The organism is Porphyromonas endodontalis ATCC 35406 (assembly GCF_000174815.1).
GTDB lineage: Bacteria > Bacteroidota > Bacteroidia > Bacteroidales > Porphyromonadaceae > Porphyromonas > Porphyromonas endodontalis.
Map to the genome: position 1 here is coordinate 88,293 of NZ_ACNN01000014.1, position 13,532 is coordinate 101,824.

Consider the following 13,532-nt stretch of genomic DNA (forward strand, 5'->3'; position numbering starts at 1 on the left):
TCCACTATTCGTATGAAAAATAAAAAGAATCTATTGCTTCCGATGGTAGCTCTCCTCTTGGGAGTGACCTTGCTAGGGGCTTGTTCTACAAAGAAAAAGCAAGAGATGAATCAAAAGGAATCTGAGTTGCCCTCGTCTATCTATGTTGGGATGCCGGTAGAGTCCGGGGATAATAATACCCCCGGGCAGGTTGTGCCGGACAGAATCGGTGCCGGACGCCCTATTGCGGCTGCCCAAGCCCCCATTGTTATTTACAAGACTCGCGGAGACTATCGAGAGTTGGTACCTATCCAGCTATCCGCTGATGGCTCTACCGTTGTTAGTTACCCCTCTCGCTACGATTTGGGGAAACCCGGAGCTTTCCTCACACCTCTACTTTTGGATGGAGGTTACCTTGTCGATCGGCGTGGGGTAGGGCTTCACACGGCCTTCCTCAACCTCTCTTACGAAGAGTACTTCGCTCTACCCAATGACCCCTCCATTGCAGAATTGCTCGGTTGGGTGTTGGATAAGGAGCCTTTGACCTTCCTTGCGGTATGCGATCGGAGTTACTTTACCACCAAAAGTAAGGAGGAATTCGAACGCTATATTGCCGAGGGAATGCCCGGAGCAAACGTGCTTATTACAACGAAATAAATCCATTTCTTAACGATATGAATTGGCAAAACCATTACAAAGAACACCTTGTTTCTGCCGAAGAGGCAGTGCGCCGCTCGCTTTTTGAGGGCGCAAACGTAGTAATTGGGAGCGGGGCAGCTCATGTAGATCTCTACATCGAGGCCATGTACGCACAGCGCGAAACCATGCCCCATATCAATCTCTTCCACGTACTTTACTTCGGGAAGGCTCTCTATCTCTTGCCCGAGATGAAAGAGAAGGTACACCCCATGATCAACTTTATGGACAAGCAATCGCGTACTGCCTACAAAGAGGGCCTGCTCGACTTCTTGCCCTGTCACTTCCATGAGGTGCCGGCTCTGCTCAAAGAGGGATTCTACCCCGTGGACGTAGCTGTAGTACAGCTCTCTCGCCCCAATGCTGAGGGCGTTTGCTCTCTGGGGGTATCGTGCGACTACTCTCGTGCTGCCGTAGATAAGGCACAGGTGGTAGTGGGGATTCTTAATAAACAGATGCCTTTCTTGGGCGGAGATACCGCAGTGCCCGTAGAGCGTCTCGATTATATTATCGAAGAAGATGCGCCTCTCGTAACAGTGCCCGGGGGAGCCGTTGGCCCTGTGGAGGCTAAGATTGGGGAGTATTGTGCCTCTCTTATTGGCGATGGAGCTACCCTACAGCTCGGTATTGGGGCTATCCCCGACGCCGTTCTCAACAACCTGCACGACCGCAAAGACTTGGGTATTCACACCGAGATGTTTACCGATGGTGTGATGAAACTCATGCAGAAGGGCATTATCAATGGTAAGGCAAAAACGCTCTTGCCCGGCAAGGTGGTCTCTGCCTTTACCTTTGGTTCTCAAGAGTTGTACAAGTTCCTCCAAGGGAACGAAGACGTTGCCATGTATCCGGTGGATTACACCAACGACCCCTATGTTATTGGTGAAAACGATAATATCGTCTCCATCAATTCTTGTATCGAAGTGGATCTTACGGGGCAACTTACAGCGGAGAGCATTGGCTATTCTCTATTCAGTGGATCGGGAGGGCAGGTGGACTTTCTTCGCGGAGCCAAGCGTTCTAAGGGAGGTATCAGCATTATAGCCATGCCCTCAACAGCGCGCGGAGGCGAATTGTCACGCATTGTTCCCGTCCTCAAAGAGGGTTCTGTGGTAACGACCGGTCGCAACGAAGTCGATTACATCGTAACGGAGTTTGGTATCGCGCGTTTGCGTGGTAAAACGGTGGCGGAGCGCGCTCTTGCTCTTATATCCATTGCGCACCCCGACTTCCGTGAGGAGCTAGAAGAGGCTGCACGTCGCATGTTCCCCTACCTCCGTAAGTAGTCGCCCTTTTCGGCTCTTTAGGAAGATTTATTGGCATCGGGCAGGTAGATGAGATGAGCATCTTGGTAGATATGTCCGCCCTTTCTTGCTCTCGCTGATAAGTTCTTTTCCCCATAATTTATATTCTTGATTGCCCTGCGGCAGAGGCTCCTAGTGACCCTGTCGCAGGGTTCTTTTTCCCTCTCGGATACTAGACGTGGGGCGGTGGAGAGAAGTCCCGCCCCCCCCTGCCATATCCCTTTTCTTGTTAGTGTCTGGAAAAGAGTGTAAGGGTAGTCTCCTAGCATGGAGTTCCTTGTCATTACTTTTCCTTTAGATATTTTTTTGGAACACTCTGAGAGCATCCCAATCCTTGAAAAGAGGCAGCGATCTTGCATAGGAGGTTGGTTTTTCTTCCTCGCTATTCTTCCCATTAAAAACACTACTGTCTCGGTCGAGGGGAGTGCTCCTCGCTTCTTGAAAGTCTGTTTGTAGAATCTGTTCAATCGCTCAATAAATCATCCGATGAAATTGCGGCGGATTGTTCAGATAGGAGTAATAAACCAAAATCCTGCAGCAAACTTTGCGCAGTTAGCGCTCTCCTGACTGACAAAAATCCCAACCTAAACATCAACGAGGTGGAATACCAATCGGGCTTCAACTCTCGCTCCATCTTCAACCGCTGCTTCCGATCCTACTACAGCATGTCACCATCGGAATACAAGGTCATCTCCAAAGAAAAGAAGATAAGGAAGTAACTCTCAAGAGGAAAAAGAGCTGAGGTGACAACTTTTTCCTCATTCATATTCATTTGATTTAGAGTCTCTTGCAAATATGAGACACTTATGAGACACTTTTTTTCAGATATGACACGTCCCCCGAATTCCTCTTTTTTAGTTTTGCACCGTCATCAAAACGAAAAAAGAATGAAGACGAGAATGCATTGAGTATACATAACGGAAGATAGCGAGAGCGGAATAACTATCGGGGCCTCTACCGAAAAGGGATAAGATGTTCTTTGAGCTTTCCATGCGAGGGATATCCCTTTCCTATCACTGCTCTGAAGTGCCCTATTTTTCTGCGGGGAATGCTAGATATGAGATAAAGAGTCATAGCGCACATATAAGTTTAATGTAATAATATAAAGTATGGTTCAAATGAAAGCAAAAGTTTTAATGACAGGCTTGGTTTCTCTTGCCCTCTTGGCTGTTGGCTGTAAAAGTAACAAAGAGGCAGAGCCCAAGGAAAAAGGTAATGCCAAAGTTAGTATTGTAGTGGCAGGTAATGCCTCTGGGATGCGTGCTTATGGCGATGAAGATGGAGAAAAGCACATTGAGAAGCTTACTGCTATTATCTACAAGGGTGATGTACAAGAAGCAATCAAAGTTGGGGAAGCTGGGGCTCCTGAGGTGAAGGATATCGAGTGTAGTGCCGGAGAGCGCACCTTGGTTGTGCTAGCTAATGTTCCCGCCTCTATGGATCTTGTGGGGAAAACGAAGAAAGAACTAGAGAAACTTACTTATGAATTGGCAAAAGATGATGAGACGCACAACAAGCTTCTTATGACTTCTGAGTTTACTTCTATCACCCTCAAAGCAGGAAAAAACTATTATGGTTATGCCAATAGTGTAGGTAATCCTGCTGATGAGCATATCTCTGTGGGGGCTCCTCTTCAGATTAAGCGTGTGCATGCTGCCATCGCATTCGAAGGTGTAAAAGTTACCTTTAAGCCCGAGTATAAGGACTATAATGTGAAGTTTGACGATGGCATGGTATTCGCTTTGATTGCTAAGAAGAACTCCATGATCTTTGGTTCAAGCCTTTACAATGTTGCAAACCAAGATTATCTATATGGTGTACACGTTACTTCTGGTTCCCTAACACCTGCCAACTACACTGAGGCTGCTTGGCTCAAGACTGCTATTAGCCAAGCAGATATCAAAGATTCTGACATGAAGAAGGGGTTCTATGTGCTAGAAAATGCAAGTAAAGAACATCCTACGATCCTCTGTCTCAAGGGGACTCTCGTACAGAAGAATAATGATCCGTTGACCCCCGAACAAATGGCGAAGGCTTTTGCAGCAGGATGGATCGTTTCTGAAACAGATGCTACTACTTACTACCCTGTAATCATCAATGCAACATCTAACAACTATTCTTACAATGGTGGGACTGAACGAGACAAAATCGTTCGTAATACAAAGTACAACGTGGTGCTAACGATTACAGGTCCTGGTACGAATAAGCCTGAAGATAAGACCGACGAAAAAGCTAACCTCGACGTTCTATGTAAGATCGTTGATTGGGTTATCATTACTCAAAATGCTACTTGGTAAGAAAGAGATATTCTGATTACCTACGGGAGAGAGAAGAGGGGTATATGCCTCCTCTTCTCTTACCCAGCCTTTTATAAGATAGAGAGCTCCTTTGATAGCTCCCTTTATTTGTAAAACAATAGTATGCGCAACACAAAGAAATTATTACTGACTTTCTTGAGTCTCTTTTGGGGTGTGACTTTCTTGTTGACAGGTTGTATATACGACGATCTCTCAGAATGTCCTCGTCCCTTTTTCCTCAAGGTGAAAGCTATTGATGCAGATAACAAGGATATAACCTCTGGCGGGGCAGTGCAGAGTGTTGTGCTATTCTTTTTCGATGAGGCAGGCAATTGCCTCCAGACTAAAGAATTGAATGCTGCGCAAATCGTTGCTCAAAAGCCCGTTTTTGTGGAGTCGAAAGGCGCGTCGAAGATAACTTGTGTGGCTTGGGGTAACCCCTCAGAAGATGATCGAAAACAATTCTCCTCGATCACTCGTTTGAGCGACCTGTATGTACGTCTTGTATCTCAAGATGGTATTGCCCAATCCCCCACAGACCTATTTGCCGGCAGCATAGAGCACGAGATGGAGTACGATCTTAATAAGAAAAATAGTACCATCACAGTAGAGATATCACGCCGCACAGCAGAGGTTACCGTCACTGTCCTTGGGTACAAATCTTGGGCAGAACATCTTAAGACTTCTCCGCTACGCGCCTCTCAGACTATTGCAGATGCCATCACATTGGGGACTACCCCCGATACCTATATCTCCCACCAACAATTGGGAGGGCAACCTGTATCTTATCGTCCTAAGGGCGTGATAGAAGGGAATGGCAACCTAATTGTTGCTCCTTTCCGCATATTCCCGACTTTAAATGCTGCTCCATTGGTGCTCGATCTTTACGCCAATGGCAAGAAGCAGCTCTCCTTTACAGAGAGCAGTGATGGTAAGAAGTTCGTCCCAGAGGTAGGGCGAATGCTCAATATCCTAATCGATATGCGTTCGTCTTCACTCAATACTTTAGTGGTAGTTACCCCTTGGGATGTTGTACATCAATTTGCAACTTATTAGTCACCCCGTTGTATAGGATGCGAAAACCCATGCAAGAAACAAAATCTAAAAGATGAAACTAAATAGCCCTATAGCCTTCTTGAAGGTTCTGTTGTTGTTCGTCACAGTACTGATCGCCTCTTGTGCCCGAAAGGGGGAACTTAATGTTGCCGAAGACCAAGAGGCTACCATCAATTTGTCGTTGCCGGAGACTCGTCTTCGGGGCGGCTCCCTTTTCGCAGGAGATCAGGAGATTACCAAAGTGCGTATCCTTGTCTTCAAAGGAGAAGGGCTCGACGTACAGCAGCTTTTTATTGCCAATACAAGTGCATTCACCAATCCATTTTCTCTAGTTGCCCACGCCGGTCTTCGTAAGATATACGTTGTGGCAAATGAAAGCGACGCCCTCGGTACACGTCTTTCGACCATCGTTTTTGAGCGAGAGCTCAAGAAGGTATTGTCGGATGAGCTGTCCGCTTCTGCCGTGTTGCCCCTTGTCTTTACAGGCGAGGCTGAGGCAACCCTTCGACCCGATCAGTCTGTACAAGCTGTAGTCCCACTCCGGCGTATCGTTGCCAAGGTCACACTTTCTCTCAAGCATCACTCTGCATTGAGTACAGATCAAGTGCAGATCCGAAAAGTTCTTATCAACCGATTGGCAAAAACGGAGCCTCTTATTCCTCGTAGTATCGTCTTTCCATTGGGTACTCCTTGGGAATGGACCAAGGTAGAGACAATGGCTCTTGTCAATAATGATACCGAATACAAACCCTACATCAAAGAGGAGGAACCTCTCTATGTCTACGAGAACTTAGGTTCTTCGGCAGACTCTACAGGCCGTGCTCCTATCCTTATGATTGAAGCGTTGTACAATGGCATTGCCACCAATTATTACGCTTATGTCAATGACAAAAATAGCTCTGCCGATCATCATTACTCAATAAAGCGTAACCATCACTACATGCTCAAAGGGGATATTACCAAGGTGGGAGAGTCTCCCTTCTTGATGCTTACTACCGAAGTTTTGCCTTGGGATGTGGAAGAGTTAGAGCATAAAATCTTGGAGCCACAGCAGGGCAAGCTGGAACCTGGTAGTGTATTCCCCGGCCCTAATTACACATCCAAAGAGCATCCTTTCTCTGTAACAATCCGTATTAAAGCTACGGAAGGAAGTCACTGGAAGGCTACTCTTACCAATGGTTTGGAGTTTGCTCTTCAGGGGGATACCTCGGGAGATACAAATGTAGACAGGGACTATACGGTTACGATTGTCCCTTTGAAAGTCCCTGGCAATAAGCCCCGTAAGACTGAGCTTTACTTTACGGTGGATGGTAAAGAAGTCGTGCTCAAAAAAGAGGGCGGGTTACGCCTTACCCGCATTGAGATTATACAGAAATCTAAATTTTAGCTACTACTCGAAATGATGATCCGTAAATATATATTCCCTCTTGTCCTTACTACAATTGCACTTTTCTTTGCAAGCGTAGGGTGTACTAGAGAGTCTCTTGGCGATGGAGGGGCTCATGTTGGAAAAAATTCTTTGCTGCTTCAATTGCAAGTCTCACCAACAGACCTTCGCGCTACAGAGGTGGGAGAAGATGCTTACAACGAGAATACCGTATCTTCCATTACCGTCCTTTTCTACAAAGGTGGGCAACTCTTTTGGCAAAGTAAAGAGAGCGGACAAGGAGGGATCACTCCAAATGGAAGTATTACCACCCCAGGGCGTCACTACATCATACCGGTGCCCGATGATAAGAAGGCGCAACTCAATGGCGTTAATGGCTTCAACGTGTACGTTGTGTGCAACAAAGCCTCTTTTGTAGCACCTGCCACCGAAGCCGCTCTACTCAAGGAAGTGGTTGCAGATGAGCTTAATGCCACGGCTCCCGCTAGCTTTGTGATGATTGGGAGTGCGATTAATAAGAGGATTGACATGGCCACTCAAGCCGGTCGAAACTTGGGTTCTATTGGTCTCAAGCGCGTGGCTGCCAAGATACGACTACTTCGCCCCACTGTAGACGTTGCCGGCTACGTGCAAGTGGGGGATGCCCAAGTCAAGCTTCGTAACTATGCAGATCGGGGGTATTTGGCAACTGCGGAGAATCTCCCTACTGCTGAATACAAAACAACAGACTATCGGTCTGTAACTGAAGTCACCGCCGGAGGAAAAAAATCCGCACACTTCTATTCGTATTACAATGAGTGGGCTTCGTCTACAGCTTTAGACCGGCGCCCCGAGTTCTTGGTGCAGATTAAGATGAAGAAGGTGGGTGAAAGCGACAATATGGCTAAGGACCACTATTACAAAGTGCCTTTGGAACCTCAGCAAAAATCCCTACAGTCCAATAAACTCTATGAGCTATCTCTCCGAATAGAAATTATTGGCTCTCCCTCCCCCGAAAATCCGGAACTTGTAACAGGGGCTATCTCGATAGAAGAGTGGAGCAAGCACGAAGACTCCTACGGTCTACCCGCAACCCAGTTCCTCGTTGTTGCTGAGCATGATGTGGAGATGAAGAATGCGACTCAGTATAGTCTTCCTTATCAGTCGTCAAAGCACCCTATCACTATCAATATCAAAAAGGTGTATGCGACTTATGTAGATGATAAGGGGGTACTACAGACGATCTCCTACGGAAGTGGGCAGTCGGAGTATCCTACCATTACCAGTGATGCCAATTCAATTTCCATTAGCTCCTCTATCCCAGAGAATAATATCCCTAAGTATATAGAGTTTGAAGTAACAAATGGGGTTTCCGGTCTCGTCGAAAAGGTGAAGGTAACACAAGTTCCCTCAAGTTTTATAATCCATACCATGGGTACAAGCTCTAGCCTCAATCCCGATGGAAATTTGCCACCTCACCTCCATAATAAAGCAATGTATCACATTCGTATCTTAGTTCCCCCAGCGAATATGATACTCGGGTTCCCTCCTATGGAACCGGTAAAATTCTACGAAAGGAATACCTACAAAGAGTCCCATGATCTTACTAAGGATGACCTGGAAACCTCCAGGATGGTATCTCCTTCGTTTGAGTTGGCGTCTCAGTTGGGGGCAACTCTCACCTGGCCTTACTATAGATTTACTTTCTTCTATTCAGGAAAGCCGCAAATAGATACTGAAAATAAAAAGAGTGCAACTTACAATTGTGCGACTTATGTAGAGTATCGGGTTAAAGATGGCGTTACTGAGGAAGTCAAAGGCTGGAGGCTCCCGACAGAGGCAGAGATTGAACTGATTGATCAATTGCAGAATGACACCAAGAGTGCCGTAAAACGAATTATGACGGGGAGATATTATTGGGATTCTTATTCGGCGAATGGTGCGAAGCTGATGACCCATCCTGAATCTGGAGGATCCTCTTCTGATAGGGCTCATATACGCTGCGTCCGTGATGTAAAAGATAATACGATTTAGAGATGAAGGCAATGAAACAAATACTTTTATACCTAGTAGCTCTACTGGCACTCTCGGCATGTGCCTCCAAAGAGTTGCCCTCTCCCACAGGTAAGGAGCAGATACACTTCTCTATAGATATGCCCGACTTCTCGACAGCACGAGAGGGAGGGCTAGACGAGAGTGGCATCAGTAACCTTGAGTTGTGGGTCTTCGACCGCGATGGTCACTTTGTGGAAAAAGCAACGGCTACGCTCACCTCGCAAGGCTCAACGAGAGCATACACTGCCTCTATTACACCTTGTGCAGAACCTCGTATCATCCATTTTGTCGCCAATGCATCTCTTACGAATGAGAGTGAATGGATAGGGCGGGACGAAATGCAGATGCTTCCCTCCTTCAGGGCTGCTGCCCACTCAACCATCCCCATGTGGGCGCGCAAGAAGTATGATAGCGTACAGAAGAATTCCGATTTGGGAGCTATTCTGCTTCTTCGTAATATGACAAAGTGCAATCTAATTGTGGATACGGATGCCGTCAAAGAGGCTACCTATAGTATCTACAATACGCTGGCAGAAGGTACATTGGCACCTTTCGATCCCTCTGCCCCCAATCGGGACCAGGCCTTTAAGAGACCGGTTACTATCCCCACAGAGCCTGCAGGAGTTCCTTTTGCCAACAATAAGCCTTGGCACGCTACGGATGGGGTAAGCCCTTTCTACGTGTATGAGCGAGATAACACCCTCTCTCCATCTGTACCCTGTCTCATACTAAAGGCAAAATTTGGGAATGATGCCGATTTTTCGTACTACAAGATAGACTTTGTTGATAAGAATGACAAGACTAAGCGCCACCACCTCCTGCGTAATCATTATTTCAAAGTTACGATCAAGGATGTGCGTGTAAAGGGGTATGCTACCCCCGAGCTGGCTCTTGCCGGAGCAGCGGCCAACAATATCGCTCTCTCGGACGAGGTACAGATGTTTCCCTCTTTCTCTGATGGCAAAGGTCGCTTGGAGGTTGATAGAACGTACTTTTCTCTTACCAATGATGAGCGTGAGGCTACCTTCAACGCCCGCTACTTTCCCAATCAAACTTCCTCTACTCAAGATAACAGTAAACTCACGGTGAGGCCTACAGGAGACGCTGTTACAAGTGCGACTGTAGACGCTAGTGGTAAGATTACGCTCCATTTTGCGCCTCAGCCTGCGGAAGGAGAGGGAGTCCTTACCTCAGATGTGGTTGTAGGGGTGAGTGATAATGATGACCTCAAACGCCTTGTACGCGTAGAGGTTCGTAGGCATTACGAGTATAAGAGCTTTAAGGCAAATGATCAAACGAACCTCTCAAACGTAAGGGTCACTAAGACGCAAGGAGCTAGCCTAAAGATTGAGTTCGTTCTCCCGGATGAGTTTAGCGAAGCATTGCTCCCCATTACTTTTAGAGTCTTTACAGAACATTTCTATCCATCCAATGGGCAAGGCTTTTCTTTCCAACGAGTAGAAGGAAGGACTTGCTATGAGTATACTCTCTCCAAACCTATGCCTGCAGGGCGACGTATAGAGTGCAATCTCAAGTCGAATAGGTCAGGCTCAGCAGAGACTATAGAGGTACGTTCCGTTGAGGTATTTTGCTCCTAAAGAAATTCATATTACGAATTAATGTTGTTCATTTTAAGAGTGCTTCTGAAGTCCCCCTCCCTTTTTGTTCGAAAAAAGGAGGGGGCTTCTTTTTGGGGGAGTGCCTTTCTCCACTCCCCTTTTTGCCTGATTTTCACTCCTATTACAGGGTATAAAATATTTTTTTGCTGCCTGAAAAAGAAAAACTTTCTGACCTGTATACCTACTGGATATTAGCCTGTTTTATTTTCTCTTTCCCATGAAGAGATTTTTTGCTTTTCTTGTCATTTTGCACACAAACGCACTCTACGTAAAATCTTTTTGTAACTTTGGCTGGGATAAGAAGCCTCTGCTTAGCAGTATTCTTCTTATTTGAAAACTCTCCTCTTATAGTCGTTTTGAATTGAAAGAAGTTATTAGAACCCTATGAAAAGAAGAACTACAATTATGAGCCTCGTGGTTGTGATGATGGCTCTTTTTTCTTCTGCTTTTGGGCAGCCGCTTGCCCAGCAGTCTAAAGCCAAAATCCCATTTCTTGTTTCCCTCAGGACGAAACATCTTCTCCCCATGGGGGATAAAGATAAGAATGTAGAGTCTAGGAGGTCGCCTCTACGTGCCTCGGAGCCAGGGGTTATTACAATGGAACACAACAAGCCTAAGGGGCAGACTGTTGTTATTGCCACATCTATCCCCGATGGGCAGATGGACGGAGTAGAATTTGACCACAGCGAGTGGGATGAGTATCATGTTAATGAAACTCGTTACTACAAATTTACCTCCGACAAGGTTACCTTTAAGGGATTGGATACGTACCCTCTCACCATGCTCTCTGTGGAGAATTGTGCTATCACGAAAATTGACCTTACGAAGTGTCCTGAGTTAGCGGAGCTTTACATCAATAACAATCCGGAACTGAAGGAACTCGATTTCAGTAAAAATACCGAGATTAAGACCATTGGAGCCGGATTTACGGGGCTTACTTCCGTAAACATTGCCAACCTAAAGAACCTGTCGGTAGCCTCTTTTGCTCCGGCTGCTCTAGAGGGAATTGATGTTACGGGTTGCGAAGGATTGCGATTTCTTCTCCTCTTCGGAAATAAAATTAAGGGAGAGAAAATGACCAAGTTGATGAATGATCTCCCCGATCGTAACAAAGATGGAATGGAAGAGGGATGGCTCTTTATCACAGGTGATAATCCCAAGTATACTGAAGGGAATGTATGTCTCGTGAGCGATGTGAAGATTGCACGAAAGAAGCACTGGAGAACAAAGACAGAAGATCGCAAAGACTATAAGGGGCAAGACTATGTGCCATCTTATACAGAAGATAAGATCACCTTTACCACAGAGATCCCCGTCCGTAAGGAGATCCATATGCGTATTGAGGGCGTAGATGATGCCGATTTCAACGTCGAAGGTGCCGAGTTTTGGCAATATCATTATAGGCGTGATGAGTATGTCTTGACGAGCCAAACTGTTACCATAACAGGTAAGGTAGGCTACCTCGATCTCACTGAGTGCCAGATTTCCTCTCTCAACATTTCCGGCAACAAGGAGCTGGAAGTGCTTATTTGTGCGGATAATCCAAAGATCAATTCTCTCGACCTCTCTCAGCACGTCAAGCTAAAGCGAGTGGACGTATCTCGCTGTCCTGTTACGGAATTGGATCTAAAGAATGCAAAAGACCTCGAAGCCTTTGTTGCTCTCTCAACCAAAATCAACAAAATAGATGTTGCTCCCTCGGATAAGCTTATAGAGTTACAATGTAGCAATACTTCGCTTTCCGGCGTAGACCCTTCTAAGTGGAAAAATCTTGAAAACTTGACCTTGGCAGGGTGCAACTTGTCTCAAATCAATCTTTCTGAGAATAAGAAACTTGAGATGGTGCAGCTACATGCCAATGAACTTGATAAGGTTGTTTTTGCAAGTCCTATGCTGTATAGTGCCACCGTTTTCCTGAACAAGATAAAGGGAGCAGATATGACTCGCTTGATGGAGTCTCTCCCTCGTCGTTATGAAGGCGCTAATCCCCAAGCTGCTATTGTAGTGTATGGTACGGGGCTAGAAGATGAGAAAAATGAATGCTTAGACACCGATGTAAAGATCGCTCTAGATGCATTCTGGAAAGTCTATCAGGTAGATGCAGACTTCAAAGAATCCCCTTACGACGGCATTCCCACCGCCAATGCTCCTAAGATTTCAGGAGAGAACCCCATTGCAGTGTACCCCAATCCTACGAGTGATTTCATTTTCATTTCGGGGTTAACTGTCCAAGAGCCTATCCAATTGTACGGTTTGGATGGGCAGATATTGCTCCAAACCCGGGCTATAGAGGGTTTTGCTCGCTTAGATGTACGAGCCCTTCCCTCGGGAGCCTACATTGTACGTTGTGGTAAAAATGCCTATTCGGTACAAATCTCTCATCGCTAATGGTCTTGGTGTAGCAAGATAAATTTGATAGAGAGAGGGGGATGCTCTGTTGTGGAGTGTCCCCCTTTCCTGTAAGAAGGAGATATACAGAGCTTCTCGTTCGGCCTAATCACAATAGGCAGAGCCCCTCATGCGTTATATTTATATGATTGCCTATATAGAAGGAAAAATAGATCGACTCTCCCCAACAAATGCCCTGCTTGATGTGGGAGGAGTGGGGTACGATATAAACATAACACTCACGGATTACACCGCTTTGCAGGGGAAACCCTCTGCTCGTCTGTGGATAACCGAGATCATTCGAGAGGATGCCCATCTCCTCTATGGCTTTGTGCGGGAGGAGAGTAGAGCTTTTTTTGAGAAACTCTGTTCTGTTTCGGGGGTGGGGCCTAGTACCGCTCGCCTTATTCTCTCCTCGTATACGCCCAACGATTTGGCAAGTATTATCGGTAACGGAGCCGTGGATTTGCTCAAGAATGTAAAAGGGATTGGGCTTAAAACAGCGCAACGTATTGTGGTGGATCTCAAAGGAAAGATCGACCTGAGTGCCTACGACCTCTCGGAGGGAATGCCCGAGGGTGGAAATGCTCCCGAGGTAGCGGCTGTGAGCGACGAGGCTCAACGCGCCCTCAAGATGCTGGGATTCCCCGAGGCAGCTATCCGCAAGGCGGTAAAGGCAGTGCTTGGGGCGGATGCTCATCTCCCTGTGGAGGAGGTGATCAAGCAGGCTCTAAAGCGTCTTTGATTACCCTTTTTGCTAGCCGGTTCCCCA

Annotated in this window: 10 protein-coding genes and 1 pseudogene; 10 read left to right on the forward strand and 1 reads right to left on the reverse strand. The window is 46.4% G+C overall.

Annotated features, from left to right (window positions below; all coding sequences use genetic code 11):
• The first annotated feature begins 12 nt into the window (after positions 1-12).
• Positions 13-636 (forward strand): hypothetical protein, encoded by a 624-nt coding sequence (locus tag POREN0001_RS09010; protein WP_004333043.1) that lies wholly within the window; start codon positions 13-15, stop codon positions 634-636.
• 17 nt (positions 637-653) lie between these two features.
• Positions 654-1,961 carry an acetyl-CoA hydrolase/transferase family protein gene (locus POREN0001_RS03445; protein ID WP_004333084.1) on the forward strand — a complete coding sequence of 436 codons (1,308 nt, stop codon included), beginning with the start codon at positions 654-656 and terminating at the stop codon, positions 1,959-1,961.
• Positions 1,962-1,978: 17 nt separating this feature from the next.
• Here the strand turns inward: POREN0001_RS03445 and POREN0001_RS09365 are convergent, their stop codons facing one another.
• Complete coding sequence (locus POREN0001_RS09365; RefSeq protein ID WP_147286673.1) at positions 1,979-2,446, reverse strand: hypothetical protein; 468 nt, start codon at positions 2,444-2,446, stop codon at positions 1,979-1,981.
• A 90-nt stretch (positions 2,447-2,536) separates the two neighbouring features.
• On the opposite strand from POREN0001_RS09365, the pseudogene POREN0001_RS09370 reads away from it, so the two are divergent.
• The 8 genes and pseudogenes from POREN0001_RS09370 to ruvA form a co-directional block, all read left to right on the forward strand.
• A pseudogene (locus tag POREN0001_RS09370) lies at positions 2,537-2,698 on the forward strand (AraC family transcriptional regulator); the annotation flags it as partial.
• A gap of 399 nt (positions 2,699-3,097) precedes the next feature.
• Positions 3,098-4,276 carry a fimbrial protein gene (locus tag POREN0001_RS03460; protein ID WP_040580434.1) on the forward strand — a complete coding sequence of 393 codons (1,179 nt, stop codon included), beginning with the start codon at positions 3,098-3,100 and terminating at the stop codon, positions 4,274-4,276.
• 123 nt (positions 4,277-4,399) lie between these two features.
• Positions 4,400-5,332 (forward strand): FimB/Mfa2 family fimbrial subunit, encoded by a 933-nt coding sequence (locus POREN0001_RS03465; protein WP_004333111.1) that lies wholly within the window; start codon positions 4,400-4,402, stop codon positions 5,330-5,332.
• A 52-nt stretch (positions 5,333-5,384) separates the two neighbouring features.
• Positions 5,385-6,719 carry a fimbrial protein gene (locus POREN0001_RS03470; protein ID WP_004333140.1) on the forward strand — a complete coding sequence of 445 codons (1,335 nt, stop codon included), beginning with the start codon at positions 5,385-5,387 and terminating at the stop codon, positions 6,717-6,719.
• Positions 6,720-6,731: 12 nt separating this feature from the next.
• A complete protein-coding gene (gene fimD, locus POREN0001_RS03475) occupies positions 6,732-8,732 on the forward strand; it encodes a fimbrial tip adhesin FimD (RefSeq protein WP_147286674.1) in 2,001 nt (666 codons plus the stop codon).
• 11 nt (positions 8,733-8,743) lie between these two features.
• On the forward strand, positions 8,744-10,351 hold the full coding sequence (locus tag POREN0001_RS03480; protein ID WP_147286675.1) for a lipoprotein: 1,608 nt from the start codon (positions 8,744-8,746) through the stop codon (positions 10,349-10,351).
• Between the two features lie 405 nt (positions 10,352-10,756).
• The gene (locus tag POREN0001_RS03490) at positions 10,757-12,760 is read left to right on the forward strand and encodes a T9SS type A sorting domain-containing protein (RefSeq protein WP_083797830.1); all 2,004 of its coding nucleotides are present in this window, start codon (positions 10,757-10,759) and stop codon (positions 12,758-12,760) included.
• Between the two features lie 145 nt (positions 12,761-12,905).
• A complete protein-coding gene (gene ruvA / locus POREN0001_RS03495) occupies positions 12,906-13,505 on the forward strand; it encodes a Holliday junction branch migration protein RuvA (protein ID WP_040580480.1) in 600 nt (199 codons plus the stop codon).
• Positions 13,506-13,532: the final 27 nt, after the last annotated feature.

What these genes read in the sequence shown, in the direction of transcription:
- POREN0001_RS03490 (WP_083797830.1), top strand. Translation starts at nt 10,757, where the DNA reads ATGAAAAGAAGAACTACAATTATGAGCCTCGTGGTTGTGATGATGGCT.
- POREN0001_RS03480 (WP_147286675.1), top strand. Translation starts at nt 8,744, where the DNA reads ATGAAACAAATACTTTTATACCTAGTAGCTCTACTGGCACTCTCGGCA.
- ruvA (WP_040580480.1), top strand. Translation starts at nt 12,906, where the DNA reads ATGATTGCCTATATAGAAGGAAAAATAGATCGACTCTCCCCAACAAAT.
- fimD (WP_147286674.1), top strand. Translation starts at nt 6,732, where the DNA reads ATGATGATCCGTAAATATATATTCCCTCTTGTCCTTACTACAATTGCA.
- POREN0001_RS09010 (WP_004333043.1), top strand. Translation starts at nt 13, where the DNA reads ATGAAAAATAAAAAGAATCTATTGCTTCCGATGGTAGCTCTCCTCTTG.
- POREN0001_RS03470 (WP_004333140.1), top strand. Translation starts at nt 5,385, where the DNA reads ATGAAACTAAATAGCCCTATAGCCTTCTTGAAGGTTCTGTTGTTGTTC.
- POREN0001_RS03460 (WP_040580434.1), top strand. Translation starts at nt 3,098, where the DNA reads ATGAAAGCAAAAGTTTTAATGACAGGCTTGGTTTCTCTTGCCCTCTTG.
- POREN0001_RS03465 (WP_004333111.1), top strand. Translation starts at nt 4,400, where the DNA reads ATGCGCAACACAAAGAAATTATTACTGACTTTCTTGAGTCTCTTTTGG.
- POREN0001_RS03445 (WP_004333084.1), top strand. Translation starts at nt 654, where the DNA reads ATGAATTGGCAAAACCATTACAAAGAACACCTTGTTTCTGCCGAAGAG.